This window comes from Pseudomonas sp. JAI120, assembly GCF_014207255.1.
Classification (GTDB): domain Bacteria; phylum Pseudomonadota; class Gammaproteobacteria; order Pseudomonadales; family Pseudomonadaceae; genus Aquipseudomonas.
Genome location: NZ_JACHCZ010000007.1, coordinates 1 through 25,897 on the forward strand (window position 1 = coordinate 1; position 25,897 = coordinate 25,897).

29 protein-coding genes and 4 tRNA genes are annotated in these 25,897 nt (G+C 54.6%); all 33 read left to right on the forward strand.

Features of this window, described 5'->3' with window-relative positions; translation table 11 throughout:
- Positions 1–197: 197 nt before the first annotated feature.
- The 33 genes from birA to rplE all read left to right on the forward strand — a co-directional run bounded on the left by birA (position 198) and on the right by rplE (position 25,889).
- Positions 198–1,157, forward strand: a complete 960-nt coding sequence (birA, locus tag HDC32_RS27420; RefSeq protein WP_184746257.1) for a bifunctional biotin--[acetyl-CoA-carboxylase] ligase/biotin operon repressor BirA — start codon at positions 198–200, stop codon at positions 1,155–1,157.
- Positions 1,147–1,896, forward strand: coding sequence for a pantothenate kinase (locus tag HDC32_RS27425; protein WP_131700344.1), 750 nt, complete (start codon positions 1,147–1,149; stop codon positions 1,894–1,896). The genes birA and HDC32_RS27425 overlap by 11 nt, the downstream gene beginning before the upstream one ends.
- A 7-nt stretch (positions 1,897–1,903) precedes the next feature.
- Positions 1,904–2,350 (forward strand): hypothetical protein, encoded by a 447-nt coding sequence (locus HDC32_RS27430; RefSeq protein WP_131700343.1) that lies wholly within the window; start codon positions 1,904–1,906, stop codon positions 2,348–2,350.
- A 142-nt stretch (positions 2,351–2,492) separates the two neighbouring features.
- Positions 2,493–2,577: transfer RNA gene (locus HDC32_RS27435), tRNA-Tyr, on the forward strand.
- Positions 2,578–2,600: 23 nt separating this feature from the next.
- Positions 2,601–2,674, forward strand: a tRNA-Gly gene (locus HDC32_RS27440).
- 26 nt (positions 2,675–2,700) lie between these two features.
- A tRNA-Thr gene (locus HDC32_RS27445) sits at positions 2,701–2,776 on the forward strand.
- Between the two features lie 160 nt (positions 2,777–2,936).
- Positions 2,937–3,012: transfer RNA gene (locus HDC32_RS27450), tRNA-Trp, on the forward strand.
- A gap of 45 nt (positions 3,013–3,057) precedes the next feature.
- Entirely contained in the window at positions 3,058–3,426 is a 369-nt protein-coding gene (gene secE / locus HDC32_RS27455; RefSeq protein WP_131700342.1) for a preprotein translocase subunit SecE, read from the forward strand.
- A 9-nt stretch (positions 3,427–3,435) separates the two neighbouring features.
- The gene (gene nusG, locus HDC32_RS27460; RefSeq protein ID WP_003176436.1) at positions 3,436–3,969 is read left to right on the forward strand and encodes a transcription termination/antitermination protein NusG; all 534 of its coding nucleotides are present in this window, start codon (positions 3,436–3,438) and stop codon (positions 3,967–3,969) included.
- A gap of 117 nt (positions 3,970–4,086) precedes the next feature.
- On the forward strand, positions 4,087–4,518 hold the full coding sequence (gene rplK / locus HDC32_RS27465) for a 50S ribosomal protein L11 (protein WP_003176435.1): 432 nt from the start codon (positions 4,087–4,089) through the stop codon (positions 4,516–4,518).
- Positions 4,518–5,213: a 50S ribosomal protein L1 gene (rplA, locus tag HDC32_RS27470; RefSeq protein WP_028618134.1), complete on the forward strand. Its 696-nt coding sequence runs from the start codon at positions 4,518–4,520 to the stop codon at positions 5,211–5,213. The genes rplK and rplA overlap by 1 nt, the downstream gene beginning before the upstream one ends.
- 199 nt (positions 5,214–5,412) lie before the next feature.
- Positions 5,413–5,913, forward strand: coding sequence for a 50S ribosomal protein L10 (gene rplJ, locus HDC32_RS27475; RefSeq protein ID WP_003176433.1), 501 nt, complete (start codon positions 5,413–5,415; stop codon positions 5,911–5,913).
- Between the two features lie 78 nt (positions 5,914–5,991).
- Positions 5,992–6,357 carry a 50S ribosomal protein L7/L12 gene (gene rplL / locus HDC32_RS27480; RefSeq protein ID WP_053138313.1) on the forward strand — a complete coding sequence of 122 codons (366 nt, stop codon included), beginning with the start codon at positions 5,992–5,994 and terminating at the stop codon, positions 6,355–6,357.
- Positions 6,358–6,576: 219 nt separating this feature from the next.
- Positions 6,577–10,650, forward strand: a complete 4,074-nt coding sequence (rpoB, locus tag HDC32_RS27485; protein WP_024077680.1) for a DNA-directed RNA polymerase subunit beta — start codon at positions 6,577–6,579, stop codon at positions 10,648–10,650.
- A gap of 64 nt (positions 10,651–10,714) precedes the next feature.
- Entirely contained in the window at positions 10,715–14,914 is a 4,200-nt protein-coding gene (rpoC, locus tag HDC32_RS27490) for a DNA-directed RNA polymerase subunit beta' (RefSeq protein ID WP_053138307.1), read from the forward strand.
- Positions 14,915–15,130: 216 nt separating this feature from the next.
- Positions 15,131–15,502 carry a 30S ribosomal protein S12 gene (gene rpsL / locus HDC32_RS27495; protein ID WP_002555494.1) on the forward strand — a complete coding sequence of 124 codons (372 nt, stop codon included), beginning with the start codon at positions 15,131–15,133 and terminating at the stop codon, positions 15,500–15,502.
- Positions 15,503–15,620: 118 nt separating this feature from the next.
- A complete protein-coding gene (rpsG, locus tag HDC32_RS27500) occupies positions 15,621–16,091 on the forward strand; it encodes a 30S ribosomal protein S7 (protein ID WP_002555493.1) in 471 nt (156 codons plus the stop codon).
- A gap of 30 nt (positions 16,092–16,121) precedes the next feature.
- Positions 16,122–18,227: an elongation factor G gene (fusA, locus tag HDC32_RS27505; RefSeq protein WP_145336809.1), complete on the forward strand. Its 2,106-nt coding sequence runs from the start codon at positions 16,122–16,124 to the stop codon at positions 18,225–18,227.
- A 30-nt stretch (positions 18,228–18,257) separates the two neighbouring features.
- Positions 18,258–19,451 carry an elongation factor Tu gene (gene tuf / locus HDC32_RS27510; RefSeq protein WP_027605166.1) on the forward strand — a complete coding sequence of 398 codons (1,194 nt, stop codon included), beginning with the start codon at positions 18,258–18,260 and terminating at the stop codon, positions 19,449–19,451.
- Positions 19,452–19,608: 157 nt separating this feature from the next.
- Positions 19,609–19,920 carry a 30S ribosomal protein S10 gene (rpsJ, locus tag HDC32_RS27515; RefSeq protein ID WP_003186070.1) on the forward strand — a complete coding sequence of 104 codons (312 nt, stop codon included), beginning with the start codon at positions 19,609–19,611 and terminating at the stop codon, positions 19,918–19,920.
- Positions 19,921–20,001: 81 nt separating this feature from the next.
- On the forward strand, positions 20,002–20,637 hold the full coding sequence (gene rplC / locus HDC32_RS27520) for a 50S ribosomal protein L3 (protein WP_007253310.1): 636 nt from the start codon (positions 20,002–20,004) through the stop codon (positions 20,635–20,637).
- A gap of 12 nt (positions 20,638–20,649) precedes the next feature.
- The gene (gene rplD / locus HDC32_RS27525) at positions 20,650–21,252 is read left to right on the forward strand and encodes a 50S ribosomal protein L4 (protein ID WP_003176424.1); all 603 of its coding nucleotides are present in this window, start codon (positions 20,650–20,652) and stop codon (positions 21,250–21,252) included.
- Positions 21,249–21,548, forward strand: a complete 300-nt coding sequence (rplW, locus tag HDC32_RS27530; RefSeq protein WP_002555488.1) for a 50S ribosomal protein L23 — start codon at positions 21,249–21,251, stop codon at positions 21,546–21,548. Before rplD ends, rplW begins: the two co-directional genes overlap by 4 nt.
- 14 nt (positions 21,549–21,562) lie before the next feature.
- The gene (gene rplB / locus HDC32_RS27535; RefSeq protein ID WP_003210080.1) at positions 21,563–22,387 is read left to right on the forward strand and encodes a 50S ribosomal protein L2; all 825 of its coding nucleotides are present in this window, start codon (positions 21,563–21,565) and stop codon (positions 22,385–22,387) included.
- Between the two features lie 16 nt (positions 22,388–22,403).
- Positions 22,404–22,679 carry a 30S ribosomal protein S19 gene (rpsS, locus tag HDC32_RS27540; RefSeq protein WP_003232420.1) on the forward strand — a complete coding sequence of 92 codons (276 nt, stop codon included), beginning with the start codon at positions 22,404–22,406 and terminating at the stop codon, positions 22,677–22,679.
- 11 nt (positions 22,680–22,690) lie between these two features.
- Entirely contained in the window at positions 22,691–23,023 is a 333-nt protein-coding gene (gene rplV, locus HDC32_RS27545; protein WP_003103908.1) for a 50S ribosomal protein L22, read from the forward strand.
- Positions 23,024–23,036: 13 nt separating this feature from the next.
- Positions 23,037–23,723, forward strand: a complete 687-nt coding sequence (gene rpsC, locus HDC32_RS27550; RefSeq protein ID WP_003176422.1) for a 30S ribosomal protein S3 — start codon at positions 23,037–23,039, stop codon at positions 23,721–23,723.
- Positions 23,724–23,735: 12 nt separating this feature from the next.
- On the forward strand, positions 23,736–24,149 hold the full coding sequence (rplP, locus tag HDC32_RS27555) for a 50S ribosomal protein L16 (RefSeq protein WP_003232424.1): 414 nt from the start codon (positions 23,736–23,738) through the stop codon (positions 24,147–24,149).
- Positions 24,149–24,340 carry a 50S ribosomal protein L29 gene (rpmC, locus tag HDC32_RS27560; RefSeq protein WP_002555481.1) on the forward strand — a complete coding sequence of 64 codons (192 nt, stop codon included), beginning with the start codon at positions 24,149–24,151 and terminating at the stop codon, positions 24,338–24,340. The genes rplP and rpmC overlap by 1 nt, the downstream gene beginning before the upstream one ends.
- Positions 24,341–24,342: 2 nt before the next feature.
- Complete coding sequence (gene rpsQ / locus HDC32_RS27565; protein ID WP_003176419.1) at positions 24,343–24,609, forward strand: 30S ribosomal protein S17; 267 nt, start codon at positions 24,343–24,345, stop codon at positions 24,607–24,609.
- Positions 24,610–24,632: 23 nt separating this feature from the next.
- The gene (gene rplN / locus HDC32_RS27570) at positions 24,633–25,001 is read left to right on the forward strand and encodes a 50S ribosomal protein L14 (RefSeq protein WP_002555479.1); all 369 of its coding nucleotides are present in this window, start codon (positions 24,633–24,635) and stop codon (positions 24,999–25,001) included.
- Between the two features lie 11 nt (positions 25,002–25,012).
- Positions 25,013–25,327: a 50S ribosomal protein L24 gene (gene rplX / locus HDC32_RS27575; protein WP_007896770.1), complete on the forward strand. Its 315-nt coding sequence runs from the start codon at positions 25,013–25,015 to the stop codon at positions 25,325–25,327.
- Between the two features lie 22 nt (positions 25,328–25,349).
- Positions 25,350–25,889: a 50S ribosomal protein L5 gene (rplE, locus tag HDC32_RS27580; RefSeq protein ID WP_003194642.1), complete on the forward strand. Its 540-nt coding sequence runs from the start codon at positions 25,350–25,352 to the stop codon at positions 25,887–25,889.
- Positions 25,890–25,897: the final 8 nt, after the last annotated feature.

The following is a 25,897-nucleotide window of genomic DNA, read 5'->3' on the forward strand; positions in this document are numbered from 1 at the left end:
TTCCCCATGTGAGAGTAGGTCATCGTCAAGATTAAATTCCGAAACCCCATTTGCGAAAGCAGATGGGGTTTTGTTTTGCGCGGTCGAAAAGTGCGAAGAGGCGCCTCGGGGTGCCCTTCAGTGCTAAAGTCCCGCCTTTCTATGCAATGACCCTGCGCATGGCTATCATGCGTGCCTCATTGTGAGGCGATACTTGCATGCTGACGTTGTTAAAACTTCTAAAAGATGGTCGATTCCATTCCGGAGAGGCACTTGGCGCTGCCCTGGGTGTTAGCCGCAGTGCTGTCTGGAAGCAACTCCAGCATCTTGAGGCTGAATTGAATCTGCCTGTCCATAAGGTTCGTGGGAGGGGGTATCAATTAGCTTCGCCACTGGTTTTCTTGAGTTCCGAGCAGATTGCACTACGTGCGTCTTCCCTGGCATGGCCTATCCATATCTACGACTCCATTGACTCGACAAATGCCGAGGCTCTGCGCCTTGTTGAGGTTGAGTGTACGACGCCGTACATGGTGCTTGCGGAGCAGCAAACGGCTGGAAGGGGGCGGCGTGGTCGAAAGTGGGTCAGTCCATTCGCTCAGAATGTGTATTACAGCCTCTTATTGCGTATTGAGGATGGTCCGCGACAGCTGGAAGGTCTGAGCCTTGTGGTTGGCTTGGCGGTCATGCAGGCGCTGCGTGAGTCTGGAGTCCAGGGGGCGGCCTTGAAGTGGCCAAACGACGTCTTGGTGGGGCAGAAGAAGATTGCCGGGATTTTGCTGGAACTCGTAGGGAATCCCGCGGATATCTGCCACGTTGTCCTCGGCATCGGTATTAACGTGAATATGCAGAAGGCTGATGAGGTTGATCAGCAATGGACATCAGTGCAGTTGGAGACGGGGTCTCCTGTTGATCGCAACTCTTTGGTGGCGTGCCTGTGCTTGCAGTTGCAAAGCTACTTGGGGCGGCACAGGGCACTAGGTTTTGCGTCGCTTCAGGATGAGTGGGAGAAAGGTCACGCCTGGCAGGGAAAGGCGGTATCACTCATCGCTGGGGCCAGCCGTGTTGATGGGGTGGTGCTGGGTATCGACGGTCAGGGTGCATTGCGTTTAAGTGTCGGTGGTGTTGAGAAAATATACAGTGGTGGTGAGTTAAGCCTGAGGTTGCGTGATGATTCTTGAACTCGACTGTGGGAATAGCTTTATCAAGTGGCGTGTACTTGATTCGGATCGGGCGATCGCATCTGCAGAGGGTGTCGCTAGTTCGGATGTTGCATTGATTGAAAGTCTGTCAGTGCTGTCTGGTGTCTCATTGACGCGTTGCCGGTTGGTGAGTGTTCGTGCTCTGGACGAAACAAACAATCTGGTTGAGGCGCTGGTGGCGGCTTTTGGTGTTGCTGTTTCCTGCGCTGTTTCTGCGCGAGAAATGGCTGGGGTGCGCAACGGCTACGAAGATTTCGAGCGTCTCGGCCTTGATCGCTGGTTGGCAATGCTGGGCGGTTTCAAGTTGGCGTCGGGGGCATGCCTGGTGCTCGATTTTGGTACGGCTGCGACTGCAGATTTTATTGCTGGAGACGGTGAGCATTTAGGTGGTTTCATCTGTCCTGGTATGCCTCTCATGCGTAATCAGTTGCGTACACATACACGTAAGATACGTTACGACGATGCTGCTGCCGAAAGAGCCTTGGGGTGCCTGTCACCAGGGCGTACGACCGTAGAGGCTGTAGAGCGTGGCTGTACGTTGATGCTCAGAGGGTTTGTACTGACGCAGCTTGAGCTGGCCCGAAGTTATTGGGGTGATAACTTTACTGTATTCCTGACAGGTGGCGATGCTGATTTGGTGAGGGATGCCGTGCCTCAGGCTCGACTCGTGCCTGATTTGATTTTCGTAGGTCTGGCGATGGCGTGCCCTTTATCTTGAGGTGTTTATGCGTTGGCTGTTTTTGCTTTTATTGATCCTCAACGCCTTCTACTACATATGGCATCAGCAAGAAGCGCCGTTGCGCGCTAAAGATGTTACCCCTTTGAGTCTCTATCGGAATACTCAGCAGGATATTCGTCTGCTGAGTGAGTCCTCCGATGCTGTGGTCCGCAGGGATCGAGCTAAGGCATCTGATGCGCAAAGTACTTGCTTGTACATTGGTGGCTTTGCCGACCAGCGACAGGCGCAATTCGTTGAGCAGCGTCTCACTAGCCTGGATATAAAGGTTAAGGTTCAGTTGCTGAGCACTCCTGATGCGCAGGGTTACTGGCTCCGGGTTGCCCCAGAAAGCCGACGTCTGGCTGATGATCTGCCCTTTGAAAACCTTGCTAAGGAATTCAATGAGTTAAAACATAAAATAATGCTGTGCGAAGGCATTGCAACTCTCGAATAGTTTGCATAGAATGGCGCCCGCTTCGCAGTGAAGACCTTTAAAGTGTACGGTGCGAAGCTAAGGTCAATGCAGCTAACCTCATATTTTTAATGAGAAAATGCTTGACAGAAGGCTGGCATGATGTAGAATGCCGGCTCGCTTAGGAGGGGTTCCCGAGCGGCCAAAGGGATCAGACTGTAAATCTGACGTCTACGACTTCGAAGGTTCGAATCCTTCCCCCTCCACCATTTTAGCGTGAGCTGCAAGCTCCGCGGGTATAGTTTAGTGGTAGAACCTCAGCCTTCCAAGCTGATGATGCGGGTTCGATTCCCGCTACCCGCTCCAAGTTTGCAGGTTGTGCATAGTGTTTCGCTCTTGTAGCTCAGTTGGTAGAGCACACCCTTGGTAAGGGTGAGGTCAGCGGTTCAAATCCGCTCAAGAGCTCCATATAACAAGGCAGATATGAAAATATCTGCCTTTGTTTTAACGGTTGACTCGGCTTGATGGTGTTTCAGATCGCTTGTGGTTGAGTGATTTCAAGTCTCTGGGGGTTGGCTGTTGTAAAGTCTTTTTCAGGTCTGCATAATGGTCGGCCTGATTTTGTTTTAGGTCAGTAGCTCAATTGGCAGAGCGACGGTCTCCAAAACCGTAGGTTGGGGGTTCGATTCCCTCCTGACCTGCCAGATTCACGTGGTGTATCTGGCTTTCTTTTCACAGGATCTTCATAGATGACTCCTAAGGCTGAAGCTCAAAGCTCTCGTTTCGATCTGGTCAAGTGGCTCGCTGTAGTCGCTTTGGTGGTCGTAGGCGTTGTTGGCAATCAGTACTACTCTGCTTCGCCGATCCTGTACCGCGTTCTCGTTTTGCTGGCCCTTGCTGCTGTAGCTACCTTTGTAGGTCTGCAGACTGCCAAAGGCAAGTCTTTCGCGGTCCTGGTGAAGGAAGCTCGCACCGAAATTCGTAAAGTCGTTTGGCCGACTCGCCAAGAAACCACGCAGACCACATTGATTGTCGTGGCTGTTGTTCTGGTTATGGCGTTGCTGTTGTGGGGGCTCGATTCCCTGCTCGGCTGGCTTGTTTCCTTGATTGTTGGCTAAGGGTGTCCCGTGGCTAAGCGTTGGTACGTTGTGCATGCTTACTCGGGTTACGAGAAGCATGTTATGCGCTCTTTGCTGGAGCGCGTAAAGCTGGCAGGCATGGAAGATGGCTTCGGCGAAATTCTGGTTCCCACTGAAGAAGTGGTTGAAATGCGGAATGGTCAGAAGCGCAAGAGTGAACGCAAGTTCTTCCCTGGCTATGTGCTGGTGCAGATGGACATGAACGAAGGTACTTGGCACTTGGTCAAGGATACTCCTCGTGTTATGGGTTTCATCGGTGGTACTGCTGATAAGCCTGCTCCGATCACTGACAAAGAGGCAGAAGCAATTCTGCGTCGTGTCGCCGACGGTAGCGACAAGCCTAAGCCGAAGACGTTGTTCGAGCCGGGTGAGGTTGTTCGTGTCACTGATGGTCCGTTTGCTGATTTCAACGGTACCGTCGAAGAGGTTAACTACGAGAAGAGCCGGATCCAGGTCGCGGTGCTCATTTTCGGTCGCTCTACTCCGGTAGAGTTGGAATTCAGCCAGGTCGAGAAGGTCTAGCTGAGTAAGCATCCCAACCCCGCAGCCTTAGGCTGTGGGGTTTTGTCGTCACTGGGATAAACGCGCAAGTAACCGGGGAGCCTTTCGAGGCGCTTGAACCCGTAATTGGAGTGCCTCATGGCCAAGAAGATTACCGCTTACATCAAGCTGCAAGTGAAGGCCGCTCAGGCCAACCCAAGCCCACCTGTTGGTCCAGCTCTGGGTCAGCACGGCGTGAACATTATGGAGTTCTGCAAGGCCTTCAACGCCCGTACTCAGGGTCTTGAGCCAGGTCTGCCGACTCCAGTGATCATCACTGTATACAGCGACCGTAGCTTCACTTTCGAAACCAAGTCGACCCCGGCTTCGGTTCTGCTGAAGAAAGCTGCTGGTCTGACTAGCGGTTCCGCTCGTCCTAACACCGTTAAGGTTGGCACCGTAACTCGTGCTCAGCTGGAAGAGATCGCGAAAACCAAAAACGCGGATCTGACTGCAGCTGATATGGATGCAGCCGTGCGTACCATCGCCGGTTCTGCTCGTAGCATGGGCCTTAACGTGGAGGGTGTGTAATGGCTAAGCTGACCAAGCGCCAAAAGGCTATCGCCGGCAAAATCGAAGCGGGCAAGTCCTACAGCTTTGTAGACGCTGCTGCTCTGCTGACCGAGCTGTCGACTGTCAAGTTCAGCGAGTCCGTTGACGTTGCTGTAAACCTGGGTGTTGACCCACGTAAATCTGACCAGGTCGTTCGTAGCGCTACTGTGCTGCCACACGGTACTGGTAAGACTGTTCGTGTAGCTGTCTTCACTCAAGGCCCGGCAGCTGAAGCTGCTCTGGCCGCTGGCGCCGACCGCGTTGGTATGGACGACCTGGCTGCCGAAATGAAAGGCGGCGACCTGAACTACGACGTAGTTATTGCTTCCCCGGATGCAATGCGTGTTGTAGGTCAATTGGGTCAGATCCTGGGCCCGCGAGGCCTGATGCCTAACCCTAAAGTCGGCACCGTAACACCCGACGTAGCTACCGCGGTTAAAAACGCCAAGGCTGGTCAGGTTCGTTATCGCACCGACAAAAATGGCATCATTCACACCTCCGTTGGCAAAGTCGGCTTTGACGCCGTCAAGCTGAAGGAAAACGTTGAAGCCCTGATCGCTGATCTGAAGCGTATCAAGCCAGCTTCCTCGAAAGGTATCTACGTCAAGCGCGTTACCCTGAGCACCACTATGGGCCCAGGTCTGGTCATCGACCAAGGCTCGCTGGACGTATAAGACACAGATTGGCGCAAGCAATTGCGCCAATTGGAAAAATTGGGGTCCCTGCCTGGCGGGGGCTATCCAAGACCGTAGGCGGCGCAAGTCTTAAACCACAAGCCTACGCAGATGGTGCTCCCGGTTCCTTACCGAATCAGACACCAAAACGACATCCGGCCTCGGCCAGATGAAACGGTAACAAGCAGGAGTTAAACCCGTGGCAATTAATCTCGAAGACAAGAAGGCCATCGTCGCTGAAGTCAACGAGGCTGCCAAAGCTGCTCTGTCCGCTGTCGTGGCTGATGCCCGTGGTGTGACAGTAGGCGCTATGACCGGACTCCGTAAAGAGGCTCGTGAAGCTGGCGTGTACGTACGTGTTGTACGTAACACCCTGCTCAAGCGCGCTGTTGCTGACACTGAATACAGTGTCCTCAACGACGTGTTCACCGGCCCGACTCTGATTGCTTTCTCCAAGGATCATCCAGGCGCTGCTGCCCGTTTGTTCAAAGAGTTCGCTAAGAGTCAGGATAAGTTCGAGATCAAGGCAGCTGCGTTCGAGGGCAAGTTCCTCGCAGCTAACCAAATCGACGTACTGGCAACACTGCCGACCCGTAACGAAGCCATTTCGCAGCTGATGAGCGTGATTCAAGGCGCTACCAGCAAGCTGGCTCGTACTCTGGCTGCAGTTCGCGAGCAAAAAGAAGCTGCCGCAGCCTAAGGCTGAGCAACTTCTCTCGCGTATTTTTGTTTATTTCGATGGCCGCGTAGGCCGTCCCCCAATTCAGGAAATACAGCAATGTCTATCTCCCAAGACGATATCCTCAACGCCGTAGCTGAAATGTCGGTTCTGCAGGTTGTTGAGCTGATCAAAGCTTTCGAAGAAAAATTCGGCGTTTCCGCTGCCGCTGCTTCCGCTGGCCCAGCTGCTGCTGCTGCCGTTGTTGAAGAGCAAACCGAATTCAACGTCATGCTGCTGGAAGCTGGCGAGAAGAAAGTTAACGTGATCAAGGCAGTACGTGAACTGACCGGTCTGGGCCTGAAAGAAGCCAAGGCTGTAGTTGACGGCGCTCCTGCTATGGTTCTGGAAGCAGTGACCAAAGATGCAGGCGACAAAGCCAAAGCAACTCTGGAAGAAGCAGGCGCTAAAGTCGAGCTGAAGTAAGCATCGACCTTGCGTCTCCAGCCCAAGCGTTAAGCTGAAGGCTGATGGCTGGTGGCTCTTGCCACCGGCCTTTTTCCGTTCTTGGCTGTCGACTCGGTCGCCGCCATTAACGCGCTGTAGCCACCCGATGCGGTGGTGCAAACCATGGGGTTTGCAAGATTTTCTGGCTGCTCCCGTCGGGAGGGCCAAACAAGCAGGTGACCAAGCTGGGGAACGCTGATGGCTTACTCATATACTGAGAAAAAACGTATCCGCAAGGACTTTAGCAAGTTGCCGGACGTCATGGATGTCCCGTACCTTCTGGCTATCCAGCTGGATTCGTATCGTGAATTCTTGCAGGCGGGAGCGACCAAAGATCAGTTCCGCGACGTGGGCCTGCATGCGGCCTTCAAATCCGTTTTCCCGATCATCAGCTACTCCGGCAATGCTGCGCTGGAGTACGTCGGTTATCGCCTGGGCGAACCGGCATTTGATGTCAAAGAATGCGTGTTGCGCGGTGTTACGTACGCCGTACCTTTGCGGGTAAAAGTCCGTCTGATCATTTTCGACAAAGAGTCGTCGAACAAAGCGATCAAGGACATCAAAGAGCAAGAAGTCTACATGGGCGAAATCCCATTGATGACTGAGAACGGTACCTTCGTTATCAACGGTACCGAGCGTGTTATCGTTTCCCAGCTGCACCGTTCCCCGGGCGTGTTCTTCGACCACGACCGCGGTAAGACGCACAGCTCCGGCAAGCTCCTGTACTCCGCGCGGATCATTCCGTACCGCGGTTCGTGGTTGGACTTCGAGTTCGATCCGAAAGACTGCGTGTTCGTGCGTATCGACCGTCGTCGTAAGCTGCCGGCCTCGGTATTGCTGCGCGCGCTCGGCTACACCACTGAGCAAGTCCTGGATGCGTTCTACACCACCAACGTATTCAGCCTGAAGGATGAAACCCTCAGCCTGGAACTGATTGCATCTCGCCTGCGTGGTGAAATTGCCGTCTTGGACATCCAGGATGAAAAGGGCAAGGTCATTGTTGAGGCGGGTCGTCGTATTACTGCGCGCCACATCAACCAGATCGAAAAAGCAGGTATCAAGTCGCTGGACGTGCCTTTGGACTACGTCCTGGGTCGCACGACCGCCAAGGTCATTGTTCACCCGGCTACAGGCGAAATCCTGGCTGAGTGCAACACCGAGCTGAACACCGAGATCCTGGCGAAAATCGCTAAGGCTCAAGTTGTTCGTATCGAGACCCTGTACACCAACGATATCGACTGTGGTCCATTCGTCTCCGACACCCTGAAGATCGACTCCACCAGCAACCAATTGGAAGCGCTGGTAGAAATCTATCGCATGATGCGTCCTGGCGAGCCACCAACCAAAGACGCTGCAGAAACCCTGTTCAACAACCTGTTCTTCAGCCCTGAGCGCTACGACCTGTCCGCGGTCGGTCGGATGAAGTTCAACCGTCGTATCGGTCGCACCGAGATCGAAGGTTCGGGCGTGCTGTGCAAGGAAGACATCGTTGCGGTCCTGAAGACTCTGGTCGACATCCGTAACGGCAAAGGCATCGTCGATGACATCGACCACCTGGGTAACCGTCGTGTTCGCTGCGTAGGCGAAATGGCCGAGAACCAGTTCCGCGTTGGCCTGGTGCGTGTTGAGCGTGCGGTCAAAGAGCGTCTGTCGATGGCTGAAAGCGAAGGCCTGATGCCACAGGACCTGATCAACGCCAAGCCAGTGGCTGCAGCGGTGAAAGAGTTCTTCGGTTCCAGCCAGCTCTCGCAGTTCATGGACCAGAACAACCCGCTCTCAGAGATCACCCACAAGCGCCGTGTTTCCGCACTGGGCCCGGGCGGTCTGACCCGTGAGCGTGCAGGCTTTGAAGTGCGTGACGTACACCCGACGCACTACGGTCGTGTTTGCCCGATCGAAACGCCGGAAGGCCCGAACATCGGTCTGATCAACTCCCTGGCCGCCTATGCGCGCACCAACCAGTACGGCTTCCTCGAGAGCCCGTACCGTGTGGTGAAAGACGCTCTGGTCACCGATGAGATCGTGTTCCTGTCCGCCATCGAAGAAGCTGATCACGTGATCGCTCAGGCTTCGGCCACGATGAACGACAAGAAAGTCCTGATCGACGAGCTGGTAGCTGTTCGTCACCTGAACGAGTTCACCGTCAAGGCGCCGGAAGACGTTACCTTGATGGACGTGTCGCCGAAGCAGGTAGTTTCGGTTGCTGCGTCGCTGATCCCGTTCCTGGAACACGATGACGCCAACCGTGCGTTGATGGGTTCCAACATGCAGCGTCAAGCTGTACCGACCCTGCGTGCTGACAAGCCGCTGGTAGGTACCGGCATGGAGCGCAACGTAGCCCGTGACTCCGGCGTTTGCGTCGTGGCTCGTCGTGGCGGCGTGATCGACTCCGTTGATGCCAGCCGTATCGTGGTTCGTGTTGCTGATGATGAAGTTGAAACGGGTGAAGCCGGTGTCGACATCTACAACCTGACCAAATACACCCGCTCGAACCAGAACACTTGCATCAACCAGCGTCCGCTGGTGCGTAAGGGTGATCGCGTTCAGCGCAGCGACATCATGGCTGACGGTCCGTCCACCGATATGGGTGAACTGGCTTTGGGTCAGAACATGCGCATCGCGTTCATGGCATGGAACGGCTTCAACTTCGAAGACTCCATCTGCCTGTCCGAGCGTGTGGTTCAAGAAGATCGCTTCACCACGATCCACATTCAGGAACTGACCTGTGTGGCACGTGACACCAAGCTTGGGCCAGAGGAAATCACTGCAGACATCCCGAACGTGGGTGAGGCTGCACTGAACAAGCTGGACGAAGCCGGTATCGTTTATGTAGGTGCTGAAGTTGGTGCAGGCGACATTCTGGTTGGTAAGGTCACTCCGAAAGGCGAGACCCAACTCACTCCAGAAGAGAAGCTGTTGCGTGCCATCTTCGGTGAAAAAGCCAGCGACGTTAAAGATACTTCCCTGCGTGTACCTACCGGTACCAAGGGTACTGTCATCGACGTACAGGTCTTCACCCGTGACGGCGTCGAGCGTGATGCTCGTGCACTGTCCATCGAGAAGACCCAGCTCGACGAGATCCGCAAGGACCTGAACGAAGAGTTCCGTATCGTTGAAGGCGCGACCTTCGAACGTCTGCGCTCCGCTCTGGTAGGCCACAAGGCTGAAGGCGGCGCAGGTCTGAAGAAAGGTCAGGACATCACCGACGAAGTCCTCGATGGTCTTGAACATGGTCAGTGGTTCAAACTGCGCATGGCTGAAGATGCTCTGAACGAGCAACTTGAGAAGGCCCAGGCCTACATCGTTGATCGCCGCCGTCTGCTGGACGACAAGTTCGAAGACAAGAAGCGCAAACTGCAGCAGGGCGATGACCTGGCTCCAGGCGTGCTGAAAATCGTCAAGGTTTACCTGGCAATCCGTCGTCGCATCCAACCGGGCGACAAGATGGCCGGTCGTCACGGTAACAAAGGTGTGGTCTCCGTGATCATGCCGGTTGAAGACATGCCGCACGATGCCAATGGCACCCCGGTCGACGTCGTCCTCAACCCGTTGGGCGTACCTTCGCGTATGAACGTTGGTCAGATCCTTGAAACCCACCTGGGCCTCGCGGCTAAAGGTCTGGGCGAGAAGATCAATCGTATGATCGAAGAGCAGCGCAAGGTTGCTGACCTGCGCAAGTTCCTGCACGAGATCTACAACGAGATCGGCGGTCGTAAGGAAGAGCTGGATACCTTCTCCGACCAGGAAATCCTGGATCTGGCGAAGAACCTGCGCGGCGGCGTTCCAATGGCTACCCCGGTGTTCGACGGTGCCAAGGAAAGCGAAATCAAGGCCATGCTGAAACTGGCAGACCTGCCAGAAAGCGGCCAGATGCAGCTGTTCGATGGCCGTACCGGTAACAAGTTCGAGCGCCCGGTTACTGTTGGCTACATGTACATGCTGAAGCTGAACCACTTGGTAGACGACAAGATGCACGCTCGTTCTACCGGTTCGTACAGCCTGGTTACCCAGCAGCCGCTGGGTGGTAAGGCTCAGTTCGGTGGTCAGCGTTTCGGGGAGATGGAGGTTTGGGCACTGGAAGCATACGGTGCTGCATACACTCTGCAAGAAATGCTCACAGTGAAGTCGGACGATGTGAACGGTCGTACCAAGATGTACAAAAACATCGTGGATGGCGATCACCGTATGGAGCCGGGCATGCCCGAGTCCTTCAACGTGTTGATCAAAGAAATTCGTTCCCTCGGCATCGATATCGATCTGGAAACCGAATAACACGTGACGCGAATCGAGAGCGGGGCTGTTTGGCCCGCTCTCTGCTCCGCCAGGAGGAAAGGCCTTGAAAGACCTACTGAATTTGCTGAAAAACCAGGGTCAAGTCGAAGAGTTCGACGCCATCCGCATTGGATTGGCATCGCCTGAGATGATCCGTTCGTGGTCGTTCGGTGAAGTTAAAAAGCCGGAAACCATCAACTACCGTACGTTCAAACCTGAGCGTGACGGCCTGTTCTGCGCCAAGATCTTTGGCCCGGTAAAGGATTACGAGTGCCTGTGCGGTAAGTACAAGCGCTTGAAGCACCGTGGTGTTATCTGCGAGAAGTGTGGCGTTGAAGTTGCACTCGCCAAGGTTCGTCGTGAGCGCATGGCGCACATCGAGCTGGCTTCGCCGGTTGCCCACATCTGGTTCCTGAAATCGTTGCCGTCCCGTATCGGCTTGCTGATGGACATGACCCTGCGTGATATCGAACGCGTTCTCTACTTCGAGAGCTATGTCGTTATCGACCCAGGCATGACCACCCTTGAAAAAGGTCAGCTGCTGAACGACGAGCAGTACTTCGAGGCGTTGGAAGAGTTCGGTGATGATTTCGATGCCCGCATGGGTGCCGAAGCTGTCCGCGAACTGCTGCACGCTATCGACCTGGAGCACGAGATTGGCCGTCTGCGCGAAGAAATTCCGCAAACCAACTCCGAAACCAAGATCAAGAAGCTGTCCAAGCGTCTGAAGTTGATGGAAGCCTTCCAGGGTTCCGGCAACCTGCCAGAGTGGATGGTGCTGACCGTTCTGCCGGTTCTGCCGCCAGATCTGCGTCCGCTGGTACCGTTGGATGGTGGTCGTTTCGCGACCTCCGACCTCAACGACCTGTACCGCCGTGTGATCAACCGTAACAACCGCTTGAAGCGCCTGCTCGATCTGTCCGCACCGGACATCATCGTGCGCAACGAAAAGCGTATGTTGCAGGAAGCTGTCGATGCCCTGCTCGACAACGGTCGTCGTGGCCGCGCTATTACCGGTTCCAACAAGCGTCCTCTGAAATCCTTGGCTGACATGATCAAGGGTAAGCAAGGTCGTTTCCGTCAGAACTTGCTCGGTAAGCGTGTTGACTACTCTGGTCGTTCGGTAATTACCGTAGGCCCGACCCTGCGTCTGCACCAGTGCGGTCTGCCTAAGAAGATGGCACTTGAGCTGTTCAAGCCATTCATCTTCGGCAAGCTGGAAATGCGCGGTCTCGCGACCACCATCAAAGCGGCCAAGAAAATGGTCGAGCGCGAGCTGCCAGAGGTTTGGGACGTTCTCGCTGAAGTGATTCGCGAACACCCGGTTCTCCTCAACCGTGCACCGACCCTTCACCGTCTGGGTATCCAGGCGTTTGAACCGGTACTGATCGAAGGTAAGGCTATCCAGCTGCACCCTCTGGTCTGTGCTGCGTACAACGCCGACTTCGACGGCGACCAAATGGCCGTGCACGTACCGCTGACACTGGAAGCCCAGTTGGAAGCGCGTGCGTTGATGATGTCGACCAACAACATTCTGTCGCCAGCCAACGGTGAGCCAATCATCGTTCCGTCGCAGGACGTTGTATTGGGTCTGTACTACATGACCCGTGAGGCGATCAACGCCAAAGGCGAAGGTCGTGTGTTCGCTGATCTGCAGGAAGTTGACCGTGTGTTCCGTGCCGGCGAAGCCGCACTGCACGCCAAGGTCAAGGTGCGCATCAACGAAACGGTCAACGACCGTGACGGCGGCAGCGTGAGCGGCACTCGTATTGTAGACACCACCGTTGGCCGTGCGCTGTTGTACCAGGTTGTGCCAAAAGGCCTGTCGTACGACGTCGTCAACCTGCCGATGAAGAAAAAGGCGATCTCCAAGCTGATCAACCAATGCTATCGCGTGGTTGGTCTGAAAGAGACCGTGATCTTCGCTGACCAGTTGATGTACACCGGTTTTGCCTATTCGACTATTTCCGGCGTTTCCATTGGCGTTAACGACTTCGTTATCCCTGATGAAAAAGCCCGCATCATTAGTGCTGCTACTGATGAAGTGAAAGAGATCGAAAGCCAGTACGCCTCGGGCCTGGTAACACAGGGCGAGAAGTACAACAAAGTGATCGACCTTTGGTCCAAGGCCAACGATGAAGTATCCAAGGCGATGATGGCCAACCTCTCGAAAGAGAAAGTCATCGACCGTCATGGCGTCGAAGTCGACCAGGAGTCTTTCAACTCGATGTACATGATGGCCGACTCGGGCGCACGGGGTTCTGCTGCGCAGATTCGTCAGCTCGCCGGTATGCGTGGCCTGATGGCCAAGCCGGACGGTTCCATCATTGAAACGCCGATTACTGCGAACTTCCGTGAAGGGTTGAGCGTACTCCAGTACTTCATCTCCACTCACGGTGCTCGTAAAGGTCTGGCGGATACCGCGTTGAAAACCGCTAACTCCGGTTACCTGACTCGTCGTCTGGTAGACGTTGCGCAAGATCTGGTTGTAACCGAGATCGATTGCGGCACCGAGCACGGCTTGCTGATGACTCCGCACATTGAAGGCGGTGACGTTGTAGAGCCACTGGGTGAGCGCGTATTGGGTCGTGTTATTGCCCGTGACGTATTCAAGCCAGGTACCGAGGAAATTATCGTTCCTGCCGGCACACTGGTTGACGAGAAGTGGGTCGAGTTCATCGAGCTCAACAGCATCGACGAAGTGATCGTTCGCTCGCCTATCAGCTGCGAAACCCGCTACGGCATTTGCGCCAAGTGCTACGGCCGTGACTTGGCTCGTGGTCACCAGGTGAACATCGGTGAAGCGGTCGGCGTTATTGCTGCCCAGTCCATCGGTGAGCCGGGTACCCAGCTGACCATGCGTACGTTCCACATTGGTGGTGCGGCAAGCCGGACCTCCGCAGCCGACAGCGTTCAGGTGAAGAATGGCGGTACTGTTCGCCTGCACAACCTGAAGCACGTTGAGCGAGTGGATGGTCACCTGGTGGCTGTGTCCCGTTCCGGTGAGCTGGCAATCGCTGATGACTACGGTCGTGAGCGTGAGCGCTACAAGCTGCCGTACGGTGCTGTGATTTCGGTTAAAGAGGGTGACAAGGTCGACGCTGGCGCAATCGTGGCCAAGTGGGATCCGCACACTCACCCAATCGTTACCGAAATGAAAGGTACCGTGACCTACGTGGGCATGGAAGAAGGCATCACGATCAAGCGTCAGACTGACGAATTGACCGGTATGACCAACATTGAAGTACTCGACGCGAAAGATCGTCCAGCTGCCGGTAAAGACATCCGTCCTGCCGTGAAGATGGTCGATGACAACGGCAAGGATCTGTTGCTGCCAGGCACTGACGTAATCGCTCAGTACTTCCTGCCAGCCAACGCCCTGGTCGGTGTAGCGGACGGTGCGAAGATCGCGATCGGTGATGTTATCGCGCGTATCCCGCAAGAAACTTCGAAGACCCGTGACATCACCGGTGGTTTGCCGCGTGTTGCTGACTTGTTCGAAGCACGTCGTCCGAAAGAAGCGTCGATTCTGGCAGAAGTCAGCGGCACCATCGCGTTCGGTAAAGAAACCAAGGGCAAGCGCCGTCTGGTCATTACCCCGAACGACGGTACCGATCCGTACGAAGAGCTGATTCCAAAGTGGCGTCACCTGAACGTGTTCGAAGGCGAACAGGTAAACCGCGGCGAAGTTATCTCCGACGGCCCGAGCGATCCACACGACATCCTGCGTCTGCTGGGTGTGAGTGCGCTGGCCAAGTACATCGTTAACGAGATCCAGGACGTTTACCGCCTGCAAGGCGTGAAGATCAACGATAAGCACATCGAGACCATCCTGCGTCAGATGCTGCGTAAAGTTGAGATCGCTGAATCCGGCGATTCCAGTTTCATCAAGGGCGACCAGATGGAACTGACTCACGTGCTGGTGGAAAACGAGCGTCTGGCTGGCGACGAGAAATTCGTTTCCAAGTTCACTCGCGTATTGCTGGGTATTACCAAGGCGTCGTTGTCCACTGAGTCGTTCATCTCGGCGGCCTCCTTCCAGGAGACCACTCGCGTACTGACCGAAGCAGCGGTAACCGGCAAGCGCGATTACCTGCGCGGCCTGAAAGAGAACGTGGTCGTGGGTCGTCTGATCCCGGCTGGTACCGGTTTGGCTTACCACAGCGAGCGTAAGCGTCGCCGTGATGCTGACAAGCCGTTGCGCGTAAGCGCCAGTGAAGTGGAAGCTGCACTGACCGAAGCGCTGAACTCAAGCGGTAACTGAGTTCTGCGATAGATAAGTCTGGGCCCTGGCAGCCCCATTCGTCGGATCAAGGCAATTTTGCCCGGGTTCGACGAGAGGGGAGGTCGGGGCCTTGCCTTGACTGGGGGCAAGATCCTCTTTAGACTCTTGTACCCCTAAATTTGGCGGGAATTCGTTCCTGCCATTTTGCTTTTCTTGCAAGACAATAGCGTCGCAAGACAACAGTGGAGCTAGTAGATGGCAACTATCAACCAGCTGGTACGTCAGCCGCGTAAGCGTATCGTCGAGAAATCCGACGTGCCTGCGCTGCAGAACTGCCCGCAACGTCGTGGCGTATGCACTCGTGTGTATACCACCACGCCGAAAAAACCTAACTCGGCACTGCGTAAAGTATGCCGTGTGCGCCTGACCAACGGTTTCGAGGTTTCCTCGTACATCGGTGGTGAAGGCCACAACCTGCAAGAGCACAGCGTGGTACTGATCCGCGGCGGTCGTGTAAAAGACTTGCCAGGTGTTCGTTATCACACCGTACGCGGCTCCTTGGATACTTCCGGCGTTAAAGGTCGTAACCAGGGTCGTTCGAAGTACGGTACCAAGAAGCCTAAGTAGTAGCGGCTTTTTGTAAAACTGAATCATCTTATTTTCTGAGTCGATAAGAGTAAGGTCGGAGGCGTCCCGAAAGGGCACCGATTCCGAGCGAACCTGAAGACCGTTTGAGGGCTTATCCATGCCAAGAAGACGCGTAGCAGCCAAGCGCGAAGTGCTTGACGATCCAAAATACGGAAGCCAAATTCTGGCCAAGTTCATGAACCACGTGATGGAAAGCGGCAAGAAAGCCGTTGCCGAGCGTATCGTTTATGGCGCGCTGGAAAAGGTTAAAGAGCGCAAGAACAGCGACCCCCTGGAAATCTTCGAGAAAGCTCTCGACGCCATCGCTCCGCTGGTCGAAGTGAAGTCGCGCCGTGTAGGCGGTGCTACTTACCAGGTTCCGGTCGAAGTTCGTCCGTCCCGTCGTAACGCTCTGGCAATGCGCTGGTTGGTAGACTTCGCCCGTAAGCGCGGCGAGAAGTCTATGGCTCTGCGTTTGGCCGGCGAACTGTTGGACGCTGCTGAAGGTAAAGGTGCTGCTGTTAAGAAGCGTGAAGACGTGCACCGTATGGCTGAAGCTAACAAAGCTTTCTCGCACTACCGCTTCTAATCTTAGCTTCACTAATTTTGCGAGGGCTTTATGGCTCGTACTACTCCGATTAGCCGCTACCGTAACATCGGTATCGTTGCTCACGTGGATGCTGGTAAAACCACCACCACTGAGCGCGTACTGTTTTACACCGGCAAAAGTCACAAAATGGGCGAGGTGCATGACGGCGCCGCGACCACAGACTGGATGGTTCAGGAGCAGGAGCGTGGTATTACCATTACTTCTGCTGCTATTACCGCCTTCTGGAAAGGTTCCGAGAAGCAGTACAAAGATGAGCACCGCTTCAACGTTATCGATACCCCAGGCCACGTAGACTTCACTATTGAAGTTGAGCGTTCCCTGCGCGTACTCGACGGCGCTGTCGTTGTGTTCTGCGGTACCTCGGGCGTCGAGCCTCAGTCGGAAACCGTATGGCGTCAAGCCAACAAGTACGGCGTTCCACGTCTTGTTTACGTAAACAAGATGGACCGTGCTGGTGCCAACTTCCTGCGCGTGATCGGTCAGATCAAGCAGCGTCTGGGTCATACTCCGGTGCCAATCCAATTGGCTATCGGTTCCGAAGACAACTTCCAGGGTCAGATCGATCTGGTCAACATGGAAGCGGTCTACTGGAATGACGCTGACAAAGGTATGGTTCCTGTTCGCAAGCCTATCCCTGCAGAGTTGCAGGAACTGGCTGACGAGTGGCGCAACAACATGGTTGAGGCTGCCGCCGAAGCCAGCGAAGAGCTGATGAACAAGTACCTCGAAGGTGAAGAACTCACCAACGCGGAAATCAAGGCCGCTCTGCGTCAGCGTACTATCGCTGGTGAGATCGTCTTGGCTGTTTGCGGTTCTTCCTTCAAGAACAAGGGTGTTCCCCTGGTTCTCGACGCCGTGATCGACTACTTGCCTGCTCCAACCGACATTCCTGCTATCAAGGGTACCAACCCTGATAACGAGGAAGAAGAGATGGAGCGTCATGCCGACGACAGCGAGCCGTTTTCGGCTCTGGCGTTCAAGATCGCTACCGACCCATTCGTGGGTACTCTGACCTTCGTCCGCGTTTACTCGGGCGTGTTGGCCTCCGGCGACGGCGTGATCAACTCGGTCAAAGGCAAGAAAGAGCGTGTGGGTCGTATGGTGCAAATGCACGCAAACGCCCGTGAAGAGATCAAGGAAGTGCGCGCTGGTGACATCGCGGCCTTGATCGGCATGAAGGACGTCACTACTGGTGAGACTTTGTGCGACGCTGCCAAGCCCATCATCCTGGTTCGCATGGACTTCCCGGAGCCGGTTATTTCGGTTGCCGTAGAGCCTAAGACCAAGGATGACCAGGAAAAAATGGGTATCGCTCTGGGCAAGCTTGCTCAGGAAGATCCATCTTTCCGCGTCAAAACTGATGAAGAGACTGGTCAAACGATCATCTCTGGCATGGGCGAGTTGCACCTGGACATCCTGGTTGACCGGATGCGCCGTGAGTTCAACGTCGAAGCCAACATCGGTAAGCCTCAGGTTTCCTATCGTGAGCGCATCACGAAGAACTGTGAAATCGAAGGCAAGTTCGTTCGTCAGTCCGGCGGTCGTGGTCAGTTCGGTCACTGCTGGATCCGTTTTGCCCCTGCTGACGAAGGTCAGGAAGGTCTGCAATTCGTGAACGAAGTAGTAGGTGGTGTTGTTCCTAAGGAATACATCCCTGCTATCCAGAAGGGTATCGAAGAGCAGATGAAGAACGGTGTTGTTGCCGGCTATCCGCTGATCGGCCTGAAAGCAACCGTTTTTGACGGTTCTTACCACGACGTCGACTCCAACGAGATGGCGTTTAAGGTGGCTGCTTCCATGGCAACCAAGCAACTGGCCCAGAAGGGCGGTGGTGAGTTGCTTGAGCCAATCATGGCGGTAGAAGTTGTTACACCTGAAGACTATATGGGTGATGTCATGGGCGACCTTAACCGTCGTCGCGGCATGATCTTGGGTATGGAAGACACGGTTTCCGGCAAAGTGATTCGCGCCGAGGTTCCGTTGGGTGAGATGTTCGGTTATGCGACCGACGTTCGCTCCATGTCCCAGGGTCGCGCAAGCTACTCTATGGAATTCAAAAAATACAACACAGCTCCGGCGCACATCGCTGAAACTGTATCCAAAAAACAAGGCTGATTCAGTCCTTTAGGCAAGGAGTTAATTGTCGTGGCTAAAGAAAAATTTGATCGTTCCCTACCGCACGTCAACGTTGGCACTATCGGTCACGTTGACCACGGTAAAACCACTCTGACCGCAGCTCTGACTCGCGTCTGCTCCGAGGTTTTCGGTTCTGCAGTCGTTGATTTCGATAAAATCGACAGCGCTCCAGAAGAAAAAGCTCGTGGTATCACCATCAACACCGCGCACGTCGAGTACAACTCGAAGATCCGTCACTACGCTCACGTTGACTGCCCAGGTCACGCTGACTATGTGAAGAACATGATCACCGGTGCTGCTCAGATGGACGGCGCGATCCTGGTTTGCTCGGCCGCTGATGGTCCGATGCCACAAACCCGTGAGCACATCCTGCTGTCCCGTCAGGTAGGCGTTCCGTACATCGTGGTTTTCCTGAACAAGGCTGACCTGGTAGACGACGCTGAGCTGCTGGAACTGGTTGAGATGGAAGTGCGCGATCTGCTGAGCACTTACGACTTCCCAGGTGACGACACTCCGATCATCATCGGTTCTGCTCGTATGGCGCTGGAAGGCAAAGACGATAACGAAATGGGCACCACTGCCGTTCGTAAACTGGTTGAAACTCTGGACAGCTACATCCCAGAACCAGTTCGTCTGACCGACAAGCCGTTCCTGATGCCAATCGAAGACGTATTCTCGATCTCCGGTCGTGGTACTGTTGTTACTGGTCGTATCGAGCGCGGTATCGTTCGCGTTCAAGATGCACTGGAAATCGTTGGTCTGCGTGACACCACCAACACCGTCTGCACTGGTGTTGAAATGTTCCGCAAGCTGCTCGACGAAGGTCGTGCTGGCGAGAACTGCGGCGTTCTGCTGCGTGGTACCAAGCGTGACGACGTTGAGCGTGGCCAGGTTCTGGTTAAGCCGGGTTCGGTTAAGCCGCACACCAAGTTCACCGCAGAAGTTTACGTTCTGAGCAAGGAAGAAGGCGGTCGTCACACTCCGTTCTTCAAAGGCTACCGTCCACAGTTCTACTTCCGTACTACTGACGTGACTGGTAACTGCCAGCTGCCAGAAGGCGTTGAAATGGTAATGCCAGGCGATAACATCCAAATGGAAGTTACCCTGATCAAGACCATCGCAATGGAAGACGGTCTGCGCTTCGCTATCCGTGAAGGCGGCCGTACCGTTGGTGCTGGTGTTGTAGCTAAAATCATCGAGTAAGCGTCTCTTTTGAGATAGCTTCGATGCTTTGAAAAGCCCCCGCTCAGCGGGGGCTTTTTTATTGGGTTGACACCTATCTAGGGCGTCTATAGAATTGCGCCTCCTTTTAACGGGCGTATTGCGCTCGCTGGGAATAGCAGCCGGAGTCTGAAATCCAATGCAAAATCAGCAAATCCGTATCAGGTTGAAGGCTTTTGACCATCGCCTGATCGACCAATCCACCCAGGAAATCGTGGAAACCGCGAAACGTACTGGTGCTCAAGTGCGTGGTCCAATTCCACTGCCTACCCGTAAAGAGCGGTTCACCGTTCTGGTCTCCCCGCACGTCAACAAAGACGCGCGTGACCAGTACGAGATCCGTACTCATAAGCGCGTACTGGACATCGTCCAGCCAACGGATAAAACCGTTGATGCACTTATGAAGCTTGATCTGGCGGCCGGTGTGGAAGTACAGATCAGCCTCGGCTAAGACTTGGGTCTTAGTCGTGTAACGCTCTGAAATGGGCGGCCATAGCGGGTGAAAGCCCCGTACACTCATGAGGTTTACAACATGACTATTGGTGTAGTCGGTCGTAAATGCGGTATGACCCGTATTTTCACCGAAGAAGGTGTCTCCATTCCGGTTACGGTCATTGAGATCGAGCCGAATCGCGTCACCCAGTTCAAAACTGAAGAAACCGATGGCTATCGTGCAGTGCAAGTCACTGTCGGCGAGCGTCGTGCTTCGCGTGTGACTGCTGCTCAAGCAGGCCACTTCGCTAAAGCAAACGTTGCAGCTGGTCGTACTGTTATGGAGTTCCGTCTTGAAGAAGGCGACTACCAGGCTGGCGATCTGATCAACGCTGAAATCTTCGCCGCTGGTCAACTGGTTGATGTAACCGGTCAGTCCAAGGGTAAAGGCTTCCAGGGTACGATCAAGCGTTGGAATTTCCGTGGTCAAGACAACACTCACGGTAACTCCGTCTCCCACCGCGTCCCGGGCTCTATTGGCCAGTGCCAGACTCCTGGTCGTGTATTCAAGGGCAAAAAAATGTCCGGTCATATGGGCGCTGAGCGCGTGACCGTGCAGTCCCTCGAAGTAGTGCGCGTCGACGCTGAACGCAATCTGTTGTTGGTCAAGGGTGCTGTTCCTGGCGCTACTGGCGGCAACCTGGTTGTACGTCCAGCGGCCAAGGCTCGCGGTTAAGGGGAAGCTGACATGCAATTAAATGTAAATGACGCTCAAGCGATCGAAGTTTCCGAACTGACATTTGGCGGCGAATTCAACGAGACGCTGGTTCACCAAGCAGTCGTGGCCTACATGGCCGGCGGCCGTCAAGGTAGCAAGCAGCAAAAGACCCGTTCCGACGTTCGTGGTGGCGGTAAGCGCCCGTGGCGTCAGAAAGGTACTGGCCGTGCTCGTGCCGGTACTATCCGTAGCCCAATCTGGCGCGGCGGCGGTACCACTTTTGCAGCTCGTCCGCAGGATCACTCTCAGAAGCTCAACAAGAAGATGTATCGCGCAGCACTGCGCTCCATCCTTGCTGAACTCGTGCGTACTGATCGCCTGGTCGTGGTTCAGGACTTCGCTGTTGAAAGTCCAAAAACCAAAGATCTGCTGGGCAAACTGAACAACATGAGCCTGACCGACGTTTTGATCGTGTCTGAAGCTGTTGATCAGAACCTGTACCTGGCTGCTCGTAACCTGCCACACGTTGATGTACGTGACGTGCAGGGTTCCGATCCAGTTAGTCTGATCGCATACGACAAGGTGTTGATCACCGTGTCGGCCGTGAAGAAATTCGAGGAGCTGCTGGGATGAACCAGGAACGCGTATTTAAAGTTCTGCTTGGCCCGCACGTTTCCGAAAAGGCTACGGTTCTGGCTGACAAGAAAGGCCAGTTCGTTTTCAAGGTTGCAACTGACGCAACCAAGCTGGAAATCAAGAAGGCCGTCGAAAGCCTGTTCAGCGTGAAAGTTGAGCGTGTTACTACCCTGAATGTTCTGGGTAAGAGCAAGCGCACTGCTCGCGGTCTGGGCAAGCGTAATGACTGGAAGAAGGCAGTTATCTCCCTTCAGCCAGGCCAAGATCTCGATTTCAGCAGCAGTGCTGAGTAAGGAAGGGGTGCATCATGGCAATCGTTAAATGCAAACCGACTTCCCCTGGCCGCCGTTTTGTGGTCAAGGTGGTCAACCAGGAGCTGCATAAAGGCGCTCCTCACGCACCGCTGCTCGAGAAGAAATCGAAGACTGGTGGTCGTAACAACAATGGTCGTATTACCACTCGTCATATTGGTGGTGGCCATAAGCAGCATTATCGTCTGGTCGATTTCCGTCGCAACGACAAAGATGGCATCGCTGCCACTGTCGAGCGTATCGAATACGATCCAAACCGTACTGCTCACATCGCTCTGCTGCTGTACGCAGATGGCGAGCGTCGCTACATCATCGCGCCTAAAGGCGTGAGTGCTGGCGACCAGCTGATCGCAGGTGCCTTGGCGCCGATCAAGCCGGGCAACGCTCTTCAACTGCGTAACATTCCAGTTGGTAGCACCGTACACGGCATCGAATTGAAGCCAGGTAAAGGCGCGCAAATCGCTCGTTCCGCTGGTGCTTCGGCTCAGCTGATCGCTCGTGAAGGTGTCTACGTGACCCTGCGTCTGCGTTCTGGTGAGATGCGTAAAGTGCTGGCTGAATGCCGCGCGACCCTGGGTGAAGTCTCGAACTCCGAGCACAGCCTGCGTTCGCTGGGTAAAGCTGGTGCCAAACGCTGGCGTGGCGTTCGCCCAACCGTTCGTGGTGTTGCCATGAACCCGGTTGACCACCCACACGGTGGTGGTGAAGGTCGTACCTCTGGTGGTCGTCATCCGGTATCGCCATGGGGCTTCCCGACTAAGGGCGCGAAGACTCGTGGTAATAAGCGTACCGACAAAATGATCGTCCGTCGTCGCAAGTAAATAGAGGGATACGACAGTGCCACGTTCTCTGAAAAAAGGTCCTTTTATTGATCTTCACCTACTGAAGAAGATCGAAGTGGCGGCGGAAAAGAATGATCGCAAACCAGTTAAGACCTGGTCGCGTCGTTCGATGATCCTGCCACAAATGGTCGGTCTGACCATCGCTGTACACAACGGTCGTCTGCACGTCCCAGTTCTCGTTAACGAAGACATGGTCGGCCACAAACTAGGCGAGTTTGCCGGTACCCGCACTTATCGTGGGCACGTGGCAGACAAGAAAGCCAAGCGTTAAGGGGTAAGGAAATGGAAGTAGCCGCTAAGTTGTCGGGCGCTCGAATCTCCGCCCAGAAAGCCCGCTTGGTCGCCGACCAGATCCGCGGGAAGAAGGTGGGCGAAGCGCTCAACCTGTTGGCTTTCAGCAGTAAGAAAGCCGCCGAGATCATGAAGAAAGTGCTGGAGTCGGCCGTAGCCAACGCCGAGCATAACGAAGGCGCAGACGTTGATGACCTGAAGGTCAGCACCGTTTTCGTCAACGAAGGGCGTTCGCTGAAGCGCATCATGCCGCGTGCCAAAGGCCGTGCTGATCGCATCGTCAAGCGGTCTTGCCATATCACTGTCAAGGTTGCTGACAAGTAACGGAGTCGAAGAGATGGGTCAGAAAGTACATCCCATTGGCATTCGCCTGGGAATCGTCAAGGAGCACACCTCCGTCTGGTACGCAGACGGTCGGACTTATGCGGACTATTTGTTCGCTGATCTGAAGGTGCGTGAGTATCTCCAAGACAAACTAAAAAGCGCGTCCGTAAGCCGTATCGATATCCATCGTCCGGCGCAAACTGCACGTATCACCATCCATACCGCTCGTCCAGGTATCGTTATCGGGAAGAAAGGTGAAGATGTTGAGAAACTGCGTCAGGACCTGACCAAGCAAATGGGTGTGCCTGTGCACATCAATATCGAAGAGATCCGCAAGCCGGAGCTCGACGGTATGCTGGTTGCGCAGAGCGTAGCTCAGCAGCTGGAGCGTCGCGTAATGTTCCGTCGCGCTATGAAGCGCGCCGTACAGAACGCCATGCGCATTGGTGCCAAAGGCATCAAAATCCAAGTGAGCGGTCGTCTCGGCGGTGCTGAAATCGCACGTACTGAATGGTATCGCGAAGGTCGTGTGCCACTGCACACCCTGCGTGCCGACATCGACTATGCCAACTACGAAGCTCACACCACTTACGGTGTGATCGGTGTAAAGGTTTGGATCTTCAAAGGCGAAGTAATTGGTGGTCGCCAAGAAGAACTGAAACCACAAGCACCAGCGCCTCGTAAAAAAGCTGCTAAGTAAGGGGTACGCCAAATGTTGCAACCAAAGCGTACGAAGTTCCGCAAGCAGATGACAGGCCACAATCGTGGTCTGGCTCAGCGCGGTAGCAAAGTCAGCTTCGGCGAGTTCGCGCTGAAGTCTGTAGCTCGTGGTCGTCTCACCGCTCGTCAGATCGAGTCAGCGCGTCGTGCACTGACCCGTCACGTAAAACGTGGCGGCAAGATCTGGATCCGTGTATTCCCGGACAAGCCGATCTCCAAAAAACCTCTCGAGGTTCGGATGGGTAAAGGTAAGGGTAACGTGGAATACTGGGTAGCCCAGATTCAGCCAGGCAAAGTCCTGTATGAAATCGAGGGTGTAACTGAAGAGCTGGCGCGTGAGGCTTTTGCCCTGGCTGCTGCAAAGCTGCCGCTCGCCACCGCCTTTGTTAAACGGACGGTGATGTGATGAAAGCGAATGAACTTCGTGAAAAATCCGCACAGCAGCTGAACGAGCAACTGCTCGGCCTGCTGCGCGACCAGTTCAATCTGCGTATGCAGAAAGCAACTGGCCAGTTGGGGCAGTCTCATCTGCTCTCGCAAGTTAAGCGTGACATTGCTCGCGTGAAGACTGTGCTCAACCAGCAGGCAGGTAAGTGATCATGGCTGAAGCCGAAAAGACTGTCCGTACGCTGACTGGCCGTGTTGTCAGCGACAAGATGGACAAAACCATCACCGTTTTGATCGAGCGTCGCGTTAAGCACCCGATCTACGGTAAATATGTTAAGCGTTCGACTAAGCTGCACGCGCACGACGAAACCAACCAGTGCCACATCGGCGACAAAGTCACTATTCGTGAAACTCGTCCGCTGGCCAAGACTAAGTCTTGGGCATTGGTTGATGTTCTCGAACGCGCTGTGGAAGTCTAAGGACTAGGGGTCGGAGAAATTATATGATTCAGACTCAATCCATGCTCGATGTGGCCGATAACAGCGGCGCTCGCCGTGTTATGTGCATCAAGGTGCTGGGTGGCTCCCATCGTCGTTACGCTGGTATCGGTGACATCATCAAAGTTACCGTGAAGGAAGCAATTCCTCGCGGTAAGGTGAAAAAAGGCCAAGTGATGACTGCTGTTGTAGTCCGCACTCGTCACGGCGTACGCCGTGCAGATGGCTCCATTATCCGCTTTGATGGCAACGCTGCTGTTCTTCTGAACAACAAGCAAGAGCCGATCGGCACCCGTATCTTTGGGCCAGTGACCCGTGAACTTCGTACTGAGAAGTTCATGAAGATCGTCTCGCTCGCCCCAGAAGTGCTGTAAGGAGATCCGACATGCAAAAGATTCGTCGTGACGACGAGATCATCGTGATCGCCGGCAAAGACAAAGGTAAGCGCGGTAAGGTGCTGAAGGTTCTCGCTGACGACCGTCTGGTTGTTGGTGGTCTGAACCTGGTCAAGCGTCATACCAAGCCTAACCCGATGTCGGGCGTACAAGGCGGTATCGTCGAGAAAGAAGCGCCACTGCACGCTTCTAACGTCGCCATCTTCAATGGCGAAACCAACAAGGCTGACCGCGTTGGTTTCAAAGTAGAAGACGGTAAGAAAATTCGTGTCTTCAAGTCGACCCAAAAAGCGGTTGATGCTTGAACACTGCTAGGTAGATAAGACCATGGCACGACTACAAGAGATTTACCGGAAGGAAATCGCCCCCAAGCTTAAGGAAGAACTTAAGCTCGGGAACGTGATGGAAGTTCCGCGCGTTACCAAAATCACCCTGAACATGGGTCTGGGCGAAGCGATCGGCGACAAAAAAGTCATCGAGCACGCTGTTGCTGACCTGGAAAAGATCACCGGTCAAAAAGTCGTTGTGACTTACGCTCGGAAATCCATCGCTGGCTTTAAAGTCCGTGAAGGTTGGCCGATCGGCGTCAAAGTGACTCTGCGCCGTGAGCGTATGTACGAATTCCTGGATCGTCTGCTGTCGATCTCCCTGCCTCGGGTTCGCGACTTCCGCGGCCTGAATGCCAAGTCCTTCGATGGTCGTGGTAACTACAGCATGGGCGTGAAAGAGCAGATCATCTTCCCGGAAATCGACTACGACAAGATCGATGCTCTCCGCGGTCTGGACATCACCCTGACCACCACTGCCAAGAACGATGATGAAGGTCGCGCCCTGTTGCGTGCTTTCAAATTCCCGTTCCGCAACTGATTGGAGTA